We start from the raw sequence: 19,017 nt of genomic DNA, 5'->3' as shown, positions 1-19,017 counted from the left end.
GAAGTCATGGAAAACACGAACCAGTCAACCACCATTGCGAACGATGCCTTGCGAGCCCTGCTCTTTGAAGTGAGTGTGACGCCCAAGCCTGGGTTAGTCGATCCCGCATCACAGGGACCACACCCGGATATGACGGTCTTCACGTTCATCGACAGTGCACTGAGCCTGCGAACCTACTTCGAGCAGTGTGCGGCGGCTGGGACGGCGTTTAACGATGCCAACCTGCCGGCATTGTTCGCGCAGTTACGGCCAATTGGCATCGCGGCTGAACGCGCCATGTTTCAGGCAACTAACGGGGTAAATACGCACAAAGGTGCCGTCTTTTCCTTAGGAATCTTGGTGGCGGCTAGCGCATACAGTGAACGGCTGGGTCTAGACCTGGAAGCGACCATTAAAGGCATGCTCAAGGGTCTTACGACCAATGATTTTGCTCACGTAGGTGATAAGCTGGAAGCAGACTTAACGGCCGGAGAACGGCTGTATCTGCGTTACGGCATCACGGGCATTCGGGGGGAAGCCGAACAGGGTTATCCAACGGTCTTTGCCCACGCCTTGCCAGCGTTGCGGCAGAGTTCAGGAACCGCCAATCAACGGTTGCTGGATACCCTAATGGCAATCGTGGCCAATAGTGTGGATACTAACTTGGTCAAACGTTCCGGTGGTGATAGCCATGTGGTGGCGTGGGCCCACGAACAAGCCAACGCTTATCTGGCCGCCGGAGGCAGCAAGACGCCGACGGGGTGGGAAAAATTGCTGGAATTGAACCGGGTCTTTGACGATCGTAACCTGAGCCTGGGTGGGTCGGCCGATCTACTGATCCTAACCATCTTTTTGGGTCTCCGCGAAGGTGTCCTGACCAATGATAGTTTTAATTTTTAAATAAAGTAGGCCAGCGGAGATTAGCTAGTGAGCGGTGACCTTTAGGATTAAGCAAAGTGAGCTGCCTGCTGGTACACGCTTCGGCATAAATTTACAGTTAGCGAAGGGGGGGACAAAAGTCTCACCCCCCTTTTGTTCTCTGAACGTCTATAGTCAAGACGTGCGACAAAAGGTAGTATTACGCGTCATTCCGTGGCTTAATTCGGATTGACAAGGTACCAGGAGAAGGGGATTATATAATCATTGGTTAATAGGGATTGATTGTTAATCGAATATTTGTTTTAGGGGAGATTGTAAGATGCGAGTTAAAGGTTTACGAGTGGTTATTATGATGGCCGCGGTGTTCATTGCGGGGGTTCTGGGAACGGCTCAAGCACAGGCGAAGAGCAAGCCCATCATCGATACCAGCGACAGCGCCCGGTTGACGACGACCACGGCGCAGTTAGGTTATCACTTTGCTGGTCTTAAGGTTAGCAAGCAAGGTCAGGTGGGACTGATACTCACCCAAAAGCGGTCTAACTGGCACTTTACTTATGTCGTCGGTCGGTCCAAGGGTGTGAAATGGCTCGTCGTTGACTTCACAATCAAGCACGGAAAAAAGCAGGTTTATCATAAGGCCACGCCCTGGACCGCCGCAGACTATGGCGACATGGTGACACCAAAGACGACCGCTCAGGGGACGGTGGGGGTGTTAGCTGATAGTAGCCAGTACAATTATTACGGTCACGCGGATTGGCAGACGTTGATGGATTCACGGCTAGAAGCCGCGGGGAACACGGCATTAGTCACGCGCAAACTATTGAGGCAACAACCTCTACATAAGCGGCTACAGCGGGCCCAGAAGAAGGGGCAGGTTCTGTACGTGTTACCGAATGACACGGCGAAAGCCTATGTGTCTGCTAAATGGGCGTTGGCGACCCTGGCCAAACACCGGCGTGATTCTAAGGCATCCATGCGGCTATATTTACAGGCCAAGCGGCAATTTGATAAGAGTCTGGCAAGCGTCAAATAGAACATAAAAATAGGCTTTGTGCCGGCAACCCCGTAAACGGGTGACTGGCGCAAAGCCTATTCTTAATTAGTTGGTGTGATTTCCTTTAGCCCAACGGCACCGGTCCCGGGATAGAGACTCATGCGTTGTGCCCGGTATGACCAATCACCGTGGTGGAAGCCCGTCCGGTCGACGTCATAGACGATGTGGTTCGTCTTACGGTTGACCTCGACGAATTCACTGCGTTTGCCTTTGCTAGCGTAACCGAAACCAATCAGGGTATTTCCCTTACCAACGGCGTAGCTACTTCCAACAATGTTGGTGAAGTTTCGCTTACCCAGTGACTTACCAAAGCTCCAGGTCTTGTGGACTGTTCGGTGGAGTTGGTTAATCGAAACGATTTCACCGGCCGACCACTGTTTGGATTGCTTGGTCTTACCCCGAGTGACGGGCACATTATTGTCGTAGAATTCAAGCGCCAGTGTGTTCCCCTGATGCGTGTCTTTGTGGATGAGGTTAACGGCATGCTGCCCGCCGTTATAGCGATAGTGCTGGGACTTCGGCTGCAAAAGGTAGTGGTGGTAGCTCTTCGGCAACTTGTCCGGTGCGGCAAGAATCCACTTCAGCTTGGTCGTCTTGTAGTTGATGGCAAAAATCATATCTTGGTTACGACCGGATACGATGAGTTCGTCGCGTTTTCGATCATAGACCATGGAATTTTGATGGAACCAATCGATTTTACCATCCGGCCGGTGGGTGCCGTCGTATTGCGTATAGGCTGACTTGGGTAGCAAGCGTTTCAGGTCGATGACTTTGACGATTTTCGCCGTCTGGTAGTTGATTTCAACCATCGTGTCCTCGACGTACTTACTACTCCCGTCGTCCACCGTCAATAACAGATTATGGTTCGGTAATTCGATAGCGTCGTGGTGAATGACCGTGTTCGTGGCCAGCTTCGAGTGGTCCTTCCGGGTAGGGAAGAGACCGCTGAAATTATATTGGCGGTAGACGCGGCCATAGAAGTCCGTTTCCCGCAGAGCGTTGTACTTGTGTTCACTGGCTGAAATCTTGGTCAGAATCAGTAGGTGATTGTTGCTAAGGCGCTTAAAGACGTGTGAAATCGGTGCAGTGCTGTACCAGCGCACCTGCCCGTTGGCATCCAGCCCGTAAGTGGTTCCCTGACTGCTGACGGCAAAGGTCAGACGTTGATTGCCTTTACCCAGCGCCATTTTTTGTGGCTGGCTGGTTTTAAGCGTGTTTTTGCCAATGTCTTTGGGGGTGCCGTGGGTGGTCATGGTGTAGGTGGTGTAGGACTTGTTCCCATTTTCCTTCGTAAATTGGAGCGTCACCCGGTTGGTCCGGTTGGCGTAGAGTCCCAAAACACCAACTGAATGGGTGGTGTGATAGCCCTTGAGGTGTTTGGTAATGGTCGTCGCCGGGGTATCCCCGTGGACGGTCACTTTAACCTTGGTGGCTGCCTGGGTCTTCACCAAAATCAGGCCACTCAACGGTGAAGTCTTGTAAGGATTGACGATGATCTTAGCGTTGGCGGAACCGGATTTTAAGGCGTTGAGCTGTGCCTTGTACGTCGCACTGAGCCGGTTAGTGGCCGTGGTGTGTTTCGTTGAAAGTGCCGGTCGGAGATTGAGCTTGATCTGGTTCTCCGAGAGAATATTTCTTCGGTGGTAATGCTGGTGGACCAGCAGAAGACGCCGAACGTTGTGGCGCTCATGGTAGGCCGTTACACCACCGATAATAATCAGGGCTAACATGATGCCTAGGCTGATTTTCCAAAATTTCTTCATAATATGTAACTAACTCCTTCAAATGATTAACACTAGGTCCTTTTAACTTACTCCTGTCATTCTAGCAATTATATTTTTGAATGACAACCGGATGAGGGTTGGTCAAGGGGTGGTGTGTCACTGTGGGAGCTGTGCGTGATTGAATTACCAGTTGGCAGTATGCAGTTAGAAGTGTAGACTAATTAAAGCATGGTGGGTGAATGATTCGGGGAGATGAACTTAGTCACCATTGGAGGAGGACGTTATGGATTCAGAAGATCGCAAAAGATTTAAAGCTGGTGCTCGAAAATTAATTGCTGACCACCGTAGTTTTTATCTATTAAACGGGATTTTAATGGTGGCCCTATTCATCTTGGGTGATTGGGTAACCAAGACTTACTCGTTGGACGTGGAACCGTCAATGCGAGATGAGTTGATGGGCACTGTGCTCTACCTGGTAGCGGGGATGCTAAACGCTGGCATGAGTATCACCATGATTGATATTGACCGGGGAAAGGCGGATTTTGATAAGCCTATTGAACGGTCGTTTGCTCTATTTGATAAGTCGCGGTATTTCTGGGGTTGGATTGGCATCGGAATCATCAGTACGATTCTGGTGGTGCTTTGGTCATTGCTATTGATTGTGCCGGGGATCATCAAAGCCTTTTCGTACTCGCAGGCGTTCTACATTTACCGGGATGCCGTTGATCGAGGCGAAGAAATTCGTTTGATTGACGCGATTACCCGCTCACGGGAGTTGATGAACGGAGAAAAGGGCTTCATGTTTCTGATGGCGTTGAGTTTTCTGCTGTGGTTCATTGTCGGGTCCATTACGTATGGGTTGGCCAACCTGTTCATTCTGCCGTACTTCTGGCAAACGCAGGCTAAGTTCTATAACCAACTGCTACTGAAGCAAAAGGAACAGGAATCAGCAGCTGGGTTTAGACCGTAATTCTAAATAATCGGAGACGCCACTAACAGGCGTCTTTTTTATTTCTGAGGAACTTGTTGAAGGATAACAAAATTTGTTTGCGGAATTGGTCTAGTGAGTCAAGCCGGGGTGAGAGTTAGCCTAATCTGGTGGAAAATAATCAGCGGTCGTAGGAGGACGGGCGGCAAGTGAAACGCTTTCTGATGAGCTAACGGGGATTAGCTGAGTAGTCCCTTGATAGTTGGCAGTTAACGGGTATCCGGTAGCACTGGTAAGTGTGTGATTTTGCTGAGGGAGTAAAATACCCCTTGTCAAAACGAGTGTACTAAGTATAATAGTACACACAGGACACATCGCCAGACACCAAGGGGTGAAAATATGCAAATGAAGGATCAATCGGGTTTGCCGTACTACGAGCAGCTCGTCTTACGCGTCAAACAACAGATTGTCCAAGGCATTCTGCAACCGGGGGACCGGCTACCGTCTGTCCGAGACATGGCGCGGCAAGAACAGCTGAATCCAAATACGGTCAGCAAAGCCTATAAGCAATTGGAGTCTCAGCAGGTCATCACCACCGTCCATGGTAAAGGAACCTACGTCCGTGAAGCGACTGAACAACCAGGGGATAGTGCCCAGGTGGTGGCAACGAAAAAGCAACTGTTGACCCTACTGACGGAAATTCGTTACCTGGGTGTCCCACTTGAAGAAGTGGTGACTTGGATCAAGGCAGCATACGAGGGGGAAAAGAACCAGTGACCTTACAAGTAAAGCAATTAAGTAAGCAAATTGATAAGCGACCAATCATTGAAGATATTAGTTTTGAGTGGGCGCCTGGTGAAATTATTGGTTTGGTTGGTCGGAACGGTGTGGGGAAGACCACGCTCTTTCGAACGATGATGAATCATTACGTCGCTAACGGGGGCGAAGTGCTGGTTGATGGAACCAGCACGCTCACCAAACCAGCGTTGCAACAACGGCTCTTCTTTCTGGACACACAATACAACTTTTTAAACAACTACCGGTTATGGGAGCTACCAGATTTTTTCAAACTGGTGTATACCAGGTTTGATCAGGAACGCTATATGCAGCTGTTGGCTGACTTTAAGCTCAATCGAAACAGCCAGTATCGGCGTTTGTCTAAGGGGATGCGCGCCCTGGTCAACATGATTCTGGCGCTGTCATCGAACGCCACCTATATCATTTTGGATGAACCGTTTGATGGACTGGACGTTATCGTACGGGAAAATATCGCCACCATGATTATTGATGAAGTAGCCGATCAGGAGAAGGGTTTCTTGATTTCGTCCCATGACCTCAACGAGTTGGATGGCCTTAGTGACCGGGTACTACTATTAAAGGATGCTAAATTACTCCATGATTATAACTTGGAGGACGTCCGGTCGAAGGCTAAGAAACTTCAGTTAGTCTTTAACGACAAGGAGATTCCGGCAGTCTTGAAGGCGCACAGTCAGGTGATTCGGGCTTCTGGTCGTGTCTTAGTCGTGGTTATCACGGACTACACACCAGAGATCGACCAAGAACTACGGGCACTGCATCCCGTCTTGTTTGAAGAATTACCGTTGACGTTAGAGGACCTGTTCCGTGCTAACTTGGCACACGATACGGGTTATCAATTAATTAAGTAGGGGGGACGGATTCATATGTTAACGACTCAATTAGATCGACTCATTTGGCGCCGTCACCGGAAATTATTTGCGACGATGGCTGTGTTAGCAATCCTAATTTGTGTTTCCATGACGTTTGCCACTATTTCAGGTTTAAGGTACGTGGATACGACCCAAATCGTGGATGTTAGCATCCGCCGTTGGCAGATCTATTCGGATGACCAATTCGTGGCCTATAGCACATTTTTCCACTTTATGTTCTTAGGTATCGGGGCCGCCTTCATGAATCAGGACTTGAAGGATAACTTCAATCAGTTCTTGTTCAGTAGTGGCTTTTCACGCAAACAGGTCTACTGGGCCAAGTTACGCATTGTTTTGGCCGTGTTGGTAGGTATCGTCATTGTGGTGACTGGGTTGCAGTACCTGACTTACTGGGTGGCCGCACCGGCAGGAATGGGCTTTCAGCTGGCTTGGCCAGGATTGCTCACTTCCTGGGCCTATGGGCTGATGATGTCCTTTGGCCTCTTCTCTATCGGTTGGTTTGCCGCTTTGATCATGGGTCAAACGGGAACGATGATTCTGACTTTGCTCGGCTTTACAATTTCTTTAGCTGGATTAGACACAATCTATGATAATATGTTACACGGAGGTCCGTTTCACTTGAACGGTTCACAACGTGACTGGACAATCATCTTGACGCTCTTGGTTTTTGCCATCGTGTTGGTTATCTGGGGTGCGTACCTCTACAACCGGTTGTCCTTGGAGCATAATGGGGAGTACCTTTTGTTCCCAGGACTGAAGCTGCCGGTGTACATCGTGTTCGTGGTCTACGTAACGGGGTTAAGCCTCTTTAACCAAGCGGACTTCAACACTGTTTTAATCACCTTTGTCGTGACCGTTGTCTTTGGGTATATTTGGCTCTGGCGGCCACGAATCGGTGAAGCTTGGCACCAATGGCGTCAACATCAATAAAGACTTATTTTGGCTAGAGAGTAGGAATTAAAATTGATTTTAGGTGTCGTAGCGGCTTGGGGAAGCGCAGCCGATACCAAGGGGAGCACGGTTACGTTGGGAACGTAGCTGTGACAATAAACAGGCACCGCAACGGACTTCGCTGCGGTGCCTGTTTTTGTTTTCCTTGGAATTTAAAATCTAGCGTTTCCGATTGCCGTCACGGGCCAGCCCGTGACTACGGGTATCGCTGATTCTAACTAATGTTGTCTGCAGTGTTGCTGATAATGCTAGCTAGATCGTTAAGTGGTTTACGGCACCATTCACAAATAGTTGCTACTCTTCGCGTAAAACCTTCTGCAGCGTTTTACCCTTGGCTAGCTCATCAACGAGTTTATCCAGGTAGCGAATCCGTTGCATGGTGGGGTCGGCAATGGTTTCGACGCGAACGCCACAGATACTGCCTGTGATTTCGCTAGCCTTGGGGTTCAGCCGTGGCATCTGGGTGAAGAAGTCTTGAACACTGATGGTCGTCGCAAGTTGTTGTTCGAGCATGGCGTGATCGTAGCCAGTGAGCCAAGTGATTACTTGGTTAAGTTCAGCCGTGGTTCGTCCCTTCTTGGCTAACTTTTGTTGATAGAGGGGGTAAATTTTGGCGAAGGGCATGCTGTAGATTCTGGGTTTCGTCATTGTCAAGATTCCTTTCTAGCTGTGAGTACGGTACCAATCGTAAATGGCTTGTGCGTTTTGTTGAGGCAGGTAGCGAAGGCGAATGGCTTGGTTACCATTGCCCCGGCGGATGTCGATTGTCAGGTGAGCGAGGTGGGTATGTTTCATCCAAATAGACTGAGACAGGCGAACCGACTGAATATTTTGCAGTGGAACGAACGTTTGATCCAGAGTAAAAAAATGGCCCGTTTGGAGAACGAGTAGTTCGTGTTGTAAGCGGCCACCACCCGTGTGGCGTGCCGCAAACCGACCAGCTGCCACCGCGATGATTAACCAGATGGGGAAAAGCCACCAGCCGATTGTCGGCCAGAGCCAGGCAATCAGAAGGGCTGGAAGCAAGACAGTCAGCACGGCATTTCGAATCTGGTACCACGTTCGGCTGACCTGTAATTCTGTGAGACTAGGTGTCTGGGTAGGGAGCCAGTCGACAAATGGGTGAATCGTGTCGCGAGCTACTCGTTCATTGATCACCGGTAAGATGGTGAGGTCGTTGTCGTCATCCTTGGCTGCTGCTTTGGAGGCAAGCAAGACCTGCACCGTTTGGAGGTGTAGCCCCCGACGAAGCGGGTTTTGTTTGAAACGCAGGGCTTGGATGCGGTCCAGCGGGGCACTGATGGTATTTCGCTGAACTAGCCCCTTAGCGGTGTGAAGCTGATCGCCGTCGCGAGTTAGGGTGAAGCGATAATAGTGCAAAAGCGTCCCCACGAAGGCCACTAGCCAGGTCAACCCGATGATGATAATCAGGCTACCGATTAGGAATAAGATGGCGAGATGACTGGCTTCGTTGACGAGCAGGTTCGTCCAAGAGTGGGGCAGTTTATCGTAAAGCCCCAACAGAACTAGTAAAAATGGCAAAAAAATCAGGGAAGTCAGCGAAAATTTAATGAGGTCAGCTAAGCTGATTTGGTAGTGGGCTGTGGGAGTATTGACTGGGACGCCTTTGACGACGTCTGGGGTCAATGTGGCGCTGGCTGGCGCTGCTTGACGCAATCGGTTGATTTCTTGCGCTACCGTTAAAGGAACGGCAGCCAGGCGAGCCTCTGGTTTGCCTTCCTCGTGGCTGGCCGTCTCAATCTGAACTTCTTCGAGGTGAAATGGTTGGAGATAAAACCATTGTTTACGTTGAAGGGTCTGAATCCGGGCGTAGGGGATGTGTTCGTGGTGCCGGACCAAGATACCCGAGTGAATGATAAGGGCGTCAGAGGTCACAGCGTAGGTTAGCGTCACCCACTTTAGGATTGGCCAAATCAGAAATACAAGAAGCATTAGGAAAATCCCGCCCCAGAGGATGAAGCCGGGGACACCGTTTTGGGCTAACAAAATAACAAAGAGATACCAATAATCCTTAATGGCCGTCGCAATGTGTTGAATTAGTCCTAAAATGTTGGTTCGCCTAGGCGTTGTCATGGCGGGCCTCCTGTGCTAGCCGCATGATTTGTTCCCGGAGCTGTTCTGCTTCGGCTAGTTCTAACCCCTCAATGTTGTGGTTGGTTGAGGCAGTGGCAATCGAAATGGCCGTCAACTTTTGCCACTGGAGGAGGGGACCGGCTTTTAATGTGACGTTTTGCACGCGGGCAATTGGGATCGCCACCCGTTTTTGAAAGATGAAGCCGGCCTGCATTTCGACAGCTAAATCTGATATCTGGTAGCGTGTAAAGCGATAGCGGTAGGGAATCAGTCCCGCCTCGATGAGTGGTTCACCAATGGCGATGACGAGGCCAGCGATGGTGATCCAAAAGGGCCAGTTCCAGTAACGGTAGGTCAGCCACAGTAGGGCGGTGATGACCATGAGTGCAGCGCAGCTTCCCAGTGCGCTAAATCCCCAGATCAACTTGATACGGGGTGGTAAATGGTGGGTCGTTGATGTCATAGATGAAACTCCTCTCCTGAGTTGTTTCTAGTGTAGCAACTGGCCGTGGCCCTGACAAGTTGACCGCTATTGACCGCCTTACCAGCCAACGTAGATCGGCCGGAACAGTGCCGACACAGGTTGAAGCTTCGCAGACCGCGAGTTTCAAAACTTGGACTTATTCTAACTGTTGGTTAACCGCAAATTGCAAGAACAAGTTAGTCACTAGGACCAAATACTGATACCAAGGGATTCTCAGGGGTTGAAGTTGGTGGCGCGAGGAGCCTAGCCGCAGGCGGCGGCGAAGAGTTCGGCGGGAGTCTGGAAGCCTAGCAGACGACGAGGTGTGTTATTCAACTTGTCCGCTGTTCTAGCAACAGCCCGAGGACTTACGGCGTCTAAGGACATGCCTTTGGGAAAGTCATAGCGGACCATCCGGTTATGGACCTCATTGGTTCCCCGTTCACTAGAGGTGAACGGGTGCGTATGAAAGACTGGTGCCACTGAACGCAATGCCTCGCTCAGCAAGGCAAACTCAGGTCCGTTATCAGCGGTGATCGACTTGATAACTGGTCCATACTCTGCGAGGATTTCTCGCAGGGCGTACTCAACCGAATCGGCGTCACGCCCGTCAATCAGACGGATAAATTGGAAGCGAGTTTGACGCTCAATCAGGGTCATAATCACACTCTCATGGCCATCACGTTTACCAACGATAGTATCAATCTCGAAATGACCAAACGTCTTGCGAGAGTCAACTTCAGCCGGACGTTCTTCAATACTCCGTCCCATTACACGCTTATTTTTGTGATTAACGTGCTTGGGTAGTCGCCGCCGCATTTTCTCGGTAAGATCTAAGTTACAGACCTCTAAAAGTTGTTCGTCGATGTACTTGTACAACGTTTGGGTACAGACCATCTCGTCAGGCCGAAAAAGGTTTAACACCTTGGCGCGGCCTACAGCAGCATCTGGAGCCCAGCCATCAGTCTTAAAGTGTTCTACAAAGAAGGCTATAAAGTCAGCCGCCTGGAAGAACTTACAAGGCCTGTGGCAGGCCTTGCGGTTCTCGTGGTACCGCTGGTCGGCTAGTTCCGCCACGTAGACCTCATAGAAGACTACGTTACCGTTAACGATTTTCTTATTGGTTACCAAGCCTCGCTTGATTTCGTTGTTTATGGTTTGCGGGCTAACGCCAAGTAACTCAGCAATCTTCCGCCGAGAAAGCTTGTCGTGGTTAAAGTAGACCTCAATGTTTCCACGCTCTTTCAAAGTTAGATGGTGACCCTTGGGACGATTCATGGTAAGCTGTTCTTGCATCAAGACGAAGACCTCTTTCATTGTTTGTGTGAGAACTCCAATGATACCTGAGATTTACGTCTTGGTGTATTTATTTTGTCCTAAATTTCAAGTGGCTAACTTGATTATAAAATTCGCCACTGTTGGTTAACCGGCCGTGTTAAAAATAAAAATTAAAAGGCTGACAGGCCGTGGTGTCTGCAGAGTGTAACGGTTAACCTCAAACTAATTTTACTGAATGGTGATTGACGGATACTTTTTGGCCCCGTATAATACCTAACAACAACCAAATAGTCCTTTTAACTTAGTCCCGTGAGGCTAACAAAGGTTCGGTAGAAGTATGCCCTTGGCATGCACCTAGCGGCCTGAATCCTTGCGGAATCTGGCCGCTTTTTTCATGGCCAATTGGTTGAAAGACAAACGATGGAGGAGTTTTATACATGGCACAGATTTACGTAGCAAGTCCGTTCTTTAGTCCCGAACAGGTCGACCGGGTGAAACGCTTGGAGGCCGCTTTGGAAGCCAACCCGACGGTGACCGATTTTTATTCACCCCGGTTGCATCAAGATGCTGAGCATGAACAGTTCACGAAGCCGTGGGCCACAGAAATCTTCCACCGCGATATGGGGCAAATTGCCGCAGCGGACGTGATTGTGACGGTCATTGACTTCGAGGCTAAAAACTTAGACTCTGGTACGGCCTACGAATTGGGCGTCGCTACGATGAGCGATAAGCCAATTTTAGCCCTGCAGGAAAAGGATGAAGCGGTTAACCTGATGATTACTGAAAGCATGTACTGGTATACCAAGAATGTTGCCGACTTTGAAACGTATGATTTTAATCAGATGACTCCTGGCGAATTTGTTGGTGAAATCCTTTAAGTAAACGTTGTCGGGTGTATGCCGCTAGCTACAGGCCTTGTAGGGCTGGAACGCTGTGCGCACGTTTGGGAGCCAAAAAGCGGTCTCCCAAGCCGGAACTGCCTAAACGGCGAAAATCATGCCGTTAAGGCAGTTCCACGGCTGAGCCCACGGCCTTCCGCTAGCTAAATAGTGGTAATTTATGTTCGGTAAATATTTGAAATTCTGGCACATCTTGATGGGCGGACGTTACAACTTGGTGGGTTATTGATTAAATGAAATATGTCCAGTCATTTGAGTTAACTAAGCCAGTGACATCAATTGTGAATCTGACAATCAATGTGTAGCGTGGCAGTTAGGGACAGTTTCGCAGAACTAAAGAGAAAGGTGAGAATCCATGGCACAAGACCTGAAACCTTCTGGCAACAAAGGCCCGGCTGAGTTTGGACGGGTTGAATCGATTCCGCTGGCTCATCGGCGGATGTCTAACTGGGACTTATTTGCAACGTGGATCGGGGCTAACGCGAACAACGGAACTTGGTACATTGGGGGAGTCATTGCCGCCTGTGGGTTTCTAACGGCGTCGACCACGTTGGTGATTGTGGGGCTGATTTCATACGCCCTGCTCGCGGTTGCGAGTTACATGGGTTATCGGACCGGTGTGCCAGCTATGGCACTGACTCGGGCATCGTTTGGGTTACGGGGGAGCTTTATTCCTTCCGTAATCAATGTGATTCAATTCATTGGGTGGGCTGCAGTGAACACCTTCATTGCGGCGACGTCGATCAGCTATATCTTTGGGGAATTGTTTGGCTGGCCGCTTTACGGCAAGCCAGGTGGTACGTTTGGGCTGATTGTCGGCATCATTATTATGAGTATCCTGCATTTATTGAGTATTTCAGTCGGGGAAAAGTCTGTGCGGATGATTGAACGGGTCGGCATTGTGCTGGTCGTCATCTTTGTCTTGTGGGAATCAGTGGTCGTCTTTCAAACGGTCTCCTTCCACGACATTGTGTCCTGGCAGCCACCGCACAGCTTGCGGATGTCCTCGGGGGTTGCGGCTGATACACTAGCAGCATTCAACTTAGCCTGGGTAACGGCGGCCTCTGACTTTAGTCGGTTCACGGCTAAGAAGTCGGCAGCGACGACCTATTCCTTCCTTGGAGCTAATCTCGGTCTCTTCTGGTTCGCGTTCATTGGGTTGTTCGCCACGATTGGGACGGCGGTCTCGCTGAACCATTTCGACCCGAATAACTCTGATCCCAGTACGGTCGCTGCTAAATTAGGCTTAGGCATCATTGCACTGTTGGTCATCGTCCTGACTAGTACTACGGCTAACGCGGTGAACTTGATGTCGGCCGGGTCGGCGCTGACGAACATGACGCATCGGCTGTCGTTGAATGTCAGTCTGTGGATTGTGACGTTAACGGCCACGTTGGTGACGTTCATTCCGGTTTACTTGGCCAGTTTTCTGGACGTGTTTGAGGCGTTTTTGGATGGAATTGGGATGTTCTTAGGACCGGAAATTGCCATTTTCTTGGTCGATTACTTCTTCCTGAAACGTAAGCAGTATCAGCTTGATGAGTTCACAAAAGTCAGAGGTGCTTACTGGTACTCGCACGGAATTAATTGGCTGGCGGTTATCAGTTGGATTCTGGGAGTCGTCTCTTACTGGGGACTAAAGCAGGTACCAGCGATTGCTAATACCGTTGGGGCAACGTTTATTGCGATGGCCATTACAGCGGTAATCTACTGGTTCTTGATGCGGGCAACCCGGGCACGGGCGGTTCCAGCAAAATAAGTGTTTAAAATTGTGTAACTCAGCGCGGGTTTTGGTGAAGGCTAAGCGGGTTACCAGGATTAATAAAAATAAAAACCGGGTTCCCGCACCTTTGGCGGGGACCCGGTTTTTAATTATCGATTAGTTAAATTGGTTGCACTCCGGAGGCCAGGGATTCCGCCTGCTGTGGGGACGCTTCAGCCAAAGGGCGGGCTTCTCGCTCGCTTTGAAGCCACGAAGCCCCCCGTGTCTTCAAAATCACCAGCTAACACCACTTTCACGGCTGGCTACATCCCTGGCCTCCTCTGGCACTGATTGTGGCGTAGCATGATTATCGCTGCCAGAGGGGCTGAGCCACTCTGGATAGTTTCACTGATAACGGACAGCTGGCAGTAAGATAGTGTGTAAGCCGAGAGGTCGTCGGATATGGGCTCAGGCGCATCGTTCTGCTTTGCCAGTAGGTGCTTTTCCTGCTGGCTTAGCAGAAGACCAAGCTTGTAGACTCGGATCTTTCGAGGCTTCAAGTTGTGTCTGCACCGTTCCAGCCCATATCTGACGACCGGTAAGGTGGGAAGACACATTAACATTGGGGTTATAACAGGCTTTAAAAGGGTCATAAAAAGAGCTAATTATAAGTAATTTCATAACTAGCTCTTTGAGGTAATATCAAGTTCACTTACTGGTTTTCAACCATTTGATGATGGACGGCCAGCTTTCGTGGTTAACAATCAACCGGGGCGTCGCATTCATGTTGGTCTGGTTGGTGACAATTCCAGAATCTAGGGTAGCCACCCAGTTCAGTTGTTGGTGGGCTAGGAAGTTGTTAATCTGCGTCGTCCCACCACCATAGGGGTAGGCGAACGCGTTCGCTGTTACACCAGTGTGGGCTTTGAGTTCCTTGGCAGATAGGTGGAAGTCTCGTTCAAACTTGCCCAAGTAGTGGGGTTGCATGAAGACCGGTTCCATTTTAGCTGTCAAATGATGTAGGTTGTGCGTGTGCAAGCCCAGCGTCATCTTGTCACCCATCAGCTTCTTAGCCGCCTTGATCTGGGACCAAGTGGCCATTTGGCTACCTTCCCGGTATTGGCCGGTATTTCCGGTGATTACGAAGGCCGTGAAAGGAAAATTGTATTTCTTCATCACGGGTACAGCGTTATCTAGAACACTGCGGTCAATGTCGTCAAAGGAAAGTACGGCGTATTTACCCTTGATGGGCTGGTGACTCGCAACCATTCGGGTCATTTGCTCAGATGAAATGACTTTAACGTGATTCTCGTGTAGTTCCTTCATCTGAGCAGCAAACTCACTGGCGGGAACGTTGAACTCATGTAGCTGGGAGTTGTTTGAAAGTTTCTGAGCGATTTGGGTGGGGACGGTTCCCTTAACAACCCGGTGGTAACAGAAGACCATGATGCCGTTCTGGTCCTTTTGGTAGCGCGCGGGCAGGGCGTAGCTTTCCTCCGTATGGTGCAGCTTAACAGCTTGGCGCTGAAAGGTCCACCCGAGGCTAAAGACGAGAGCTATTAGGAGGCCAATCAAGAGGCCTTTTCGTGAACGGGGCGTCATGCATGACCCTCCTTTTTAATGTGAATCCAGCGGTAAATACAGTAGATGGGTGCGATAATCAGCAGGCAGCCAATCAACGCAAGAAAGCCGTCATTGGCGTGTGGCGTCAGGTTCAACAGTAGGTAAATGCTGACTAGGCTGTCGCTATAGATTCCGAGCTTAAAAGCAATATTCATGCACACGACCAACGCAACGAAGATCCACAAAGCAATTAAGATAATGATGCGAATGAGGTGGCTGGTGTGACCCGTCTGGTGACGAATGACGGGGTCAAAGTTCGTTTGTTTTTTCATAATTAGATACCCCGATCCGGACTACGCCAAGTGCCTCGTCGCTTAGGATCAATGATGTACGAAGAAATGGCGGCCAAACAGCTGATCAAGTTGATCATCCAGTAGTACAGCACGTAGATGGGAACCAGCAGCAGTTCTGGTCCAGCTAGTTTGGCCGTGACCTGAGAAGCCAGGAATCCCAATGTGAACTGTACAAAGCTAAGAATCAACAAAATCAATAGCAGGTTCCCGTCCAGTGATAGACCGTGCAGGAAAATCAATTTGATGGTGTAGGTCAAGACACTGAGTGCTGTCATTAGGGCCCAAATATTACTGATGACCGTTTCGAGCAACAGGAAGCGTTGGCCCCATGGGTTACGGTAGAAGCCACGCCAGTTGGTGAAGAGGACTTCTAGACCTCCTCGTGACCAGCGTTGACGTTGCTTAATCAAACCACGAAAACGTTCTGGAACCAAAATCCAGCAAACCGCGCGCGGTTCGTAGGCTACCCGCCAGTTGTGCCGGTATAGCCGCCAGGTGATATCGATATCTTCGGTCATCACGGCGGGATTCCACCCACCAACGTCCTCTAGGGCCGCCCGGCGAAAGGCGACAATTACGCCGGATACCGTGGTGATACTCCCGGTTAGGTAGGCCTGCGCCTTCTTGATGATATCGATGACACCGACGTATTCTAGCAACTGAAGACGACCTAATAGACTTGACCGGTTGCGGACGACTGGTTTACCAGTGACCGCGCCATAATCTGGTTGCATGGTCAGGGTCGTGATGAGTTGGGTCACAGCATCGGGGGCTAACAAGGAGTCAGCATCGATGCCAACTAAGTAGTCACCCTTAGCTGCTTTAAGTCCTTGGTTCAGCGCATTGGCTTTTCCCTGGTTAACGGGGAGTCCGACAACGGTGATGGCAAGTTCGTCGGACCACTGCATTTTTAAGTCGTGCATGATGGCCAACGTGTCGTCAGAACTACAGTCGTCAATCAAGACGACCTCATATTTTTCATACTCTAGCTCTGCCAAAGACTGGACGGCTGATCGGAGTGTATCCGATTCATTATGAGCCGGAACCAATATTGAGACGAATGGTTCAGTTGTCAGCTTGAGTGCGGGGCGTACTTGATGACGCCTTAAAAGGCCTGAGAATAGGCACCCAGTAATCCAAATAATGGAAACGAAAATTGGGTAGCCCACCACAAAGCCGGTGTTCAGATTGTTAAACCACATAACTTATTATTCTCCCCCAGAATGTGTCGTTCATGCTATTAAATAGACGGCCTTGAGAATACCACAACCAGCGTATTCAGGGAATAGTAGATGGCAAATGTGGGGGAAACTTAAGGAGTTATTAAGAAAGTTATTTCTAATTCTGGTTCGCTGAGCGGGGGCAACGGCTGTTTCGCTCAGACCGTGGTAGAATGAGGGAGAAAGTAAGTATGGGAAGGGTGATCGAATTGATGCAACAGATGCCAATTTTACCGTTAGTCGATCGGTTAACTGAAGGACAGAGTGTTACGCTGTCAACCAGTGAGGGCGCCGATGTTCGGATTTCACCGGAAGTTCAAGACGGTCAGTTGACCGGAAACTTTACCAGTAGCGTGTTACCGGGAATTCGGTACGACGATCCCCGAATCATTTTAAAAGAAACCTTAGCGGAATTCGATGAACGTGGCGTGACCATTACTAGCATCGACTGAGAGAGAACGTGCGGGTAACGGGCCCCTGAGCTGGTGGTAGGTTTAACCATGGCTCAGGGGTTTTCGCTATCTAAACTTGCGTGGGGGAGAGGATTGCAGTGAAAATTGATTTTGCCATGTTAACGGCTAAGGATATTCTGAAACTGCGGTTGTTAACGTTTATCAACGACCATGGACAACGTTTTAGCTTGACCGCCTTTGCGACAGCGGCCGATGTGAGTTATTCACGCGCTTATCATGTGTTGCTTAATTTGCGAACTGACCTATTAGTTTTGGATGGTACCACGAGTTTGAGTAAGGATTATCTAGAAACAACCGTTTCAATGGACACGTACCGCCACTGGCTGTATTTACAGAGTATTCCCTATCAGGCTTTATTGTCGACAATCACGACACCGTCACAGGAGACGGCAGACTTTTGCGCACGTCACAATATCAGCTTATCCACCTTTAATCGCCGGATGCGGCCGATGAAGCTGCAACTGGCGCAGTATAATTTACAGCTGACTGCCAGTCCTTTGCAGGTCGTAGGGGATGAAACCCTGATTCAACTCTTTTATTTTATGTTGTTTACTACTACATTGACGCCGGTGGTCGGTTTGCCGCGGCTAGCGAAACGGTTGATGACGTTTCACGATGAGCTGGTGCAGACTTATCAGTCTTCACGGTTATATCAAGATTCTGCTAGTCTGGCGCAACGACGCGACCTAATGATCACGATAGCGCTGTTACGGTTGGAGCAGGGACACCGGTTCGAAGCACTCCGATTTCCGTTGGCTCACTTGACGGATCTTCGCACGTTGGCCGAACAAATGCAGGCCCAGCTGGGCGACTCACCACAGGAGGTGCTGACGGAACTAGCCACGCTGGATTATTTACTGACCAGTTCGCCATACTTTGTGCGGGCTCTGCAGCCACAAGCAATGGCTCGGCTGTATCGGGGACTCAAACAACACGGCGGCTTTTATCAATTGGCGCCGGGGGTCACTGAGCTTGAAGACTACGCCAGTGGGGCGGATTGGTTCGCCAACTGGCTCTTTGCACTCTGCCAGTTCATGCTCCTTTTTCGGGTCGATCCGCTCTTACGCCCAGAAATCACGGCATTGTACCGACCAACGCCAGCATCCATGGCGGCGGCTTTGGCCTTGGCTGACAGTATGGGGCGGTTGTACCCGGGACAAGTGGGGCCAGCTGACCTACGACTCGTTCAACGTTACCTGAGTAAATATACGAACGGTTTGACGTTGACGGCGGCTAAGGTTGAAATCTTAGTGACCTACGACATGATTGGTGTCACCACGGATATTTTTAACCGGTTGTTAAGTGGTATCGTGCATTTAACGTTACTCACGAATCAAACGGTAATCGATCAGAACCACCGAGATAATTATCTGGTGGTATATGGGATCGACCCGTTGGCGGCTGATTTTGCGCAACGCCACCAGTTAGAGGCCTTTCACTGGGTCAAGGAACTGGAATACGGGGAAAATCTGGATCGGTTGATTCGGACGTTACGCCACCATGAATTGTCATTATTTGCGTTGGACTTCAATAACCGGAGCAATCAGATTACGCATCGGGATGGCGTGAATGGCGGCTAAGTTGGTTGAACACTCACAGGTAGATAATGGGGAGACTGCGACGTAAGTCGGGGTCTCCCTTTACTGATTGTATAAATTTGGTAACCCCGTTTGTCATGAAACAGTCTGGTACTGGGGGCTAGTAACCACTAACAGCAAATTTTTTTGTCGAAAACCTACTATATATAAAGGGCGTTAGCTAGTTTTTTA

18 protein-coding genes are annotated in these 19,017 nt (G+C 49.8%); 10 read left to right on the top strand and 8 right to left on the bottom strand.

All coding sequences use genetic code 11. From position 1 onward, the window contains the following. Positions 1 to 6 precede the first annotated feature (6 nt). Both citG and AB3Y94_RS06055 read left to right on the top strand, forming a co-directional pair. Positions 7 to 879: a triphosphoribosyl-dephospho-CoA synthase CitG gene (citG, locus tag AB3Y94_RS06060; RefSeq protein WP_367295442.1), complete on the top strand. Its 873-nt coding sequence runs from the start codon at positions 7 to 9 to the stop codon at positions 877 to 879. Between the two features lie 298 nt (positions 880 to 1,177). Further along, entirely contained in the window at positions 1,178 to 1,891 is a 714-nt protein-coding gene (locus tag AB3Y94_RS06055; RefSeq protein WP_367295441.1) for a hypothetical protein, read from the top strand. A gap of 62 nt (positions 1,892 to 1,953) precedes the next feature. Here the strand turns inward: AB3Y94_RS06055 and AB3Y94_RS06050 are convergent, their stop codons facing one another. After that, positions 1,954 to 3,675 carry an aryl-sulfate sulfotransferase gene (locus AB3Y94_RS06050; protein WP_367295440.1) on the bottom strand — a complete coding sequence of 574 codons (1,722 nt, stop codon included), beginning with the start codon at positions 3,673 to 3,675 and terminating at the stop codon, positions 1,954 to 1,956. A 244-nt stretch (positions 3,676 to 3,919) separates the two neighbouring features. Here AB3Y94_RS06050 and AB3Y94_RS06045 point away from each other — a divergent pair, with 244 nt between their 5' ends. From AB3Y94_RS06045 to AB3Y94_RS06030, 4 genes are all read left to right on the top strand, one after another. Beyond that, the gene (locus tag AB3Y94_RS06045) at positions 3,920 to 4,606 is read left to right on the top strand and encodes a DUF975 family protein (protein ID WP_367295439.1); all 687 of its coding nucleotides are present in this window, start codon (positions 3,920 to 3,922) and stop codon (positions 4,604 to 4,606) included. Between the two features lie 357 nt (positions 4,607 to 4,963). After that, the gene (locus AB3Y94_RS06040) at positions 4,964 to 5,341 is read left to right on the top strand and encodes a GntR family transcriptional regulator (RefSeq protein ID WP_367295438.1); all 378 of its coding nucleotides are present in this window, start codon (positions 4,964 to 4,966) and stop codon (positions 5,339 to 5,341) included. Beyond that, a complete protein-coding gene (locus tag AB3Y94_RS06035; protein WP_367295437.1) occupies positions 5,338 to 6,231 on the top strand; it encodes an ATP-binding cassette domain-containing protein in 894 nt (297 codons plus the stop codon). Before AB3Y94_RS06040 ends, AB3Y94_RS06035 begins: the two co-directional genes overlap by 4 nt. A gap of 15 nt (positions 6,232 to 6,246) precedes the next feature. After that, positions 6,247 to 7,182 carry an ABC transporter permease gene (locus AB3Y94_RS06030; protein ID WP_367295436.1) on the top strand — a complete coding sequence of 312 codons (936 nt, stop codon included), beginning with the start codon at positions 6,247 to 6,249 and terminating at the stop codon, positions 7,180 to 7,182. A gap of 315 nt (positions 7,183 to 7,497) precedes the next feature. On the opposite strand, the gene AB3Y94_RS06025 is transcribed toward AB3Y94_RS06030, so the two are convergent. From AB3Y94_RS06025 to AB3Y94_RS06010, 4 genes are all read right to left on the bottom strand, one after another. Beyond that, complete coding sequence (locus AB3Y94_RS06025; RefSeq protein WP_367295435.1) at positions 7,498 to 7,851, bottom strand: DUF2200 domain-containing protein; 354 nt, start codon at positions 7,849 to 7,851, stop codon at positions 7,498 to 7,500. A gap of 15 nt (positions 7,852 to 7,866) precedes the next feature. After that, positions 7,867 to 9,297, bottom strand: coding sequence for a PH domain-containing protein (locus tag AB3Y94_RS06020; protein ID WP_367295434.1), 1,431 nt, complete (start codon positions 9,295 to 9,297; stop codon positions 7,867 to 7,869). Next, the gene (locus AB3Y94_RS06015) at positions 9,284 to 9,760 is read right to left on the bottom strand and encodes a PH domain-containing protein (protein WP_367295433.1); all 477 of its coding nucleotides are present in this window, start codon (positions 9,758 to 9,760) and stop codon (positions 9,284 to 9,286) included. Before AB3Y94_RS06015 ends, AB3Y94_RS06020 begins: the two co-directional genes overlap by 14 nt. 264 nt (positions 9,761 to 10,024) lie before the next feature. Beyond that, positions 10,025 to 11,077, bottom strand: a complete 1,053-nt coding sequence (locus tag AB3Y94_RS06010) for an IS30 family transposase (protein ID WP_367294742.1) — start codon at positions 11,075 to 11,077, stop codon at positions 10,025 to 10,027. Positions 11,078 to 11,475: 398 nt separating this feature from the next. On the opposite strand from AB3Y94_RS06010, the gene AB3Y94_RS06005 reads away from it, so the two are divergent. Next, entirely contained in the window at positions 11,476 to 11,916 is a 441-nt protein-coding gene (locus tag AB3Y94_RS06005) for a nucleoside 2-deoxyribosyltransferase (protein ID WP_367295432.1), read from the top strand. Positions 11,917 to 12,292: 376 nt separating this feature from the next. After that, on the top strand, positions 12,293 to 13,696 hold the full coding sequence (locus AB3Y94_RS06000; RefSeq protein WP_367295431.1) for a cytosine permease: 1,404 nt from the start codon (positions 12,293 to 12,295) through the stop codon (positions 13,694 to 13,696). A gap of 651 nt (positions 13,697 to 14,347) precedes the next feature. Here the strand turns inward: AB3Y94_RS06000 and AB3Y94_RS05995 are convergent. Genes AB3Y94_RS05995 through AB3Y94_RS05985 form a run of 3 tightly spaced genes read right to left on the bottom strand, consistent with a single transcriptional unit; the run spans position 14,348 to position 16,757 of the window. Continuing rightward, positions 14,348 to 15,241 (bottom strand): polysaccharide deacetylase family protein, encoded by an 894-nt coding sequence (locus tag AB3Y94_RS05995; protein WP_367295430.1) that lies wholly within the window; start codon positions 15,239 to 15,241, stop codon positions 14,348 to 14,350. Then, positions 15,238 to 15,534 (bottom strand): hypothetical protein, encoded by a 297-nt coding sequence (locus tag AB3Y94_RS05990; RefSeq protein WP_367295429.1) that lies wholly within the window; start codon positions 15,532 to 15,534, stop codon positions 15,238 to 15,240. Before AB3Y94_RS05990 ends, AB3Y94_RS05995 begins: the two co-directional genes overlap by 4 nt. 2 nt (positions 15,535 to 15,536) lie before the next feature. Further along, positions 15,537 to 16,757, bottom strand: a complete 1,221-nt coding sequence (locus AB3Y94_RS05985; RefSeq protein WP_367295428.1) for a glycosyltransferase family 2 protein — start codon at positions 16,755 to 16,757, stop codon at positions 15,537 to 15,539. Positions 16,758 to 16,966: 209 nt separating this feature from the next. Between AB3Y94_RS05985 and AB3Y94_RS05980 the strand changes: the two genes are divergently transcribed. Both AB3Y94_RS05980 and AB3Y94_RS05975 read left to right on the top strand, forming a co-directional pair. After that, complete coding sequence (locus AB3Y94_RS05980; RefSeq protein WP_367295427.1) at positions 16,967 to 17,227, top strand: hypothetical protein; 261 nt, start codon at positions 16,967 to 16,969, stop codon at positions 17,225 to 17,227. A gap of 98 nt (positions 17,228 to 17,325) precedes the next feature. Next, positions 17,326 to 18,828 (top strand): helix-turn-helix domain-containing protein, encoded by a 1,503-nt coding sequence (locus AB3Y94_RS05975; protein WP_367295426.1) that lies wholly within the window; start codon positions 17,326 to 17,328, stop codon positions 18,826 to 18,828. The last annotated feature ends 189 nt before the right edge of the window (positions 18,829 to 19,017 follow it).

This window comes from Levilactobacillus yonginensis (assembly GCF_964065165.1).
Taxonomy (GTDB): domain Bacteria; phylum Bacillota; class Bacilli; order Lactobacillales; family Lactobacillaceae; genus Levilactobacillus; species Levilactobacillus yonginensis_A.
The sequence above is the reverse complement of the archived record's forward strand: the minus strand, read 5'-3'. Positions and strand labels throughout refer to the sequence as shown.

Coding starts and splice junctions, on each gene's coding strand:
- citG (WP_367295442.1), top strand. CDS start 7: ATGGAAAACACGAACCAGTCAACCACCATTGCGAACGATGCCTTGCGA.
- AB3Y94_RS06055 (WP_367295441.1), top strand. CDS start 1,178: ATGCGAGTTAAAGGTTTACGAGTGGTTATTATGATGGCCGCGGTGTTC.
- AB3Y94_RS06050 (WP_367295440.1), bottom strand. CDS start 3,675: ATGAAGAAATTTTGGAAAATCAGCCTAGGCATCATGTTAGCCCTGATT.
- AB3Y94_RS06045 (WP_367295439.1), top strand. CDS start 3,920: ATGGATTCAGAAGATCGCAAAAGATTTAAAGCTGGTGCTCGAAAATTA.
- AB3Y94_RS06040 (WP_367295438.1), top strand. CDS start 4,964: ATGCAAATGAAGGATCAATCGGGTTTGCCGTACTACGAGCAGCTCGTC.
- AB3Y94_RS06030 (WP_367295436.1), top strand. CDS start 6,247: ATGTTAACGACTCAATTAGATCGACTCATTTGGCGCCGTCACCGGAAA.
- AB3Y94_RS06025 (WP_367295435.1), bottom strand. CDS start 7,851: ATGACGAAACCCAGAATCTACAGCATGCCCTTCGCCAAAATTTACCCC.
- AB3Y94_RS06020 (WP_367295434.1), bottom strand. CDS start 9,297: ATGACAACGCCTAGGCGAACCAACATTTTAGGACTAATTCAACACATT.
- AB3Y94_RS06015 (WP_367295433.1), bottom strand. CDS start 9,760: ATGACATCAACGACCCACCATTTACCACCCCGTATCAAGTTGATCTGG.
- AB3Y94_RS06010 (WP_367294742.1), bottom strand. CDS start 11,077: ATGAAAGAGGTCTTCGTCTTGATGCAAGAACAGCTTACCATGAATCGT.
- AB3Y94_RS06005 (WP_367295432.1), top strand. CDS start 11,476: ATGGCACAGATTTACGTAGCAAGTCCGTTCTTTAGTCCCGAACAGGTC.
- AB3Y94_RS06000 (WP_367295431.1), top strand. CDS start 12,293: ATGGCACAAGACCTGAAACCTTCTGGCAACAAAGGCCCGGCTGAGTTT.
- AB3Y94_RS05995 (WP_367295430.1), bottom strand. CDS start 15,241: ATGACGCCCCGTTCACGAAAAGGCCTCTTGATTGGCCTCCTAATAGCT.
- AB3Y94_RS05990 (WP_367295429.1), bottom strand. CDS start 15,534: ATGAAAAAACAAACGAACTTTGACCCCGTCATTCGTCACCAGACGGGT.
- AB3Y94_RS05985 (WP_367295428.1), bottom strand. CDS start 16,757: ATGTGGTTTAACAATCTGAACACCGGCTTTGTGGTGGGCTACCCAATT.
- AB3Y94_RS05980 (WP_367295427.1), top strand. CDS start 16,967: ATGGGAAGGGTGATCGAATTGATGCAACAGATGCCAATTTTACCGTTA.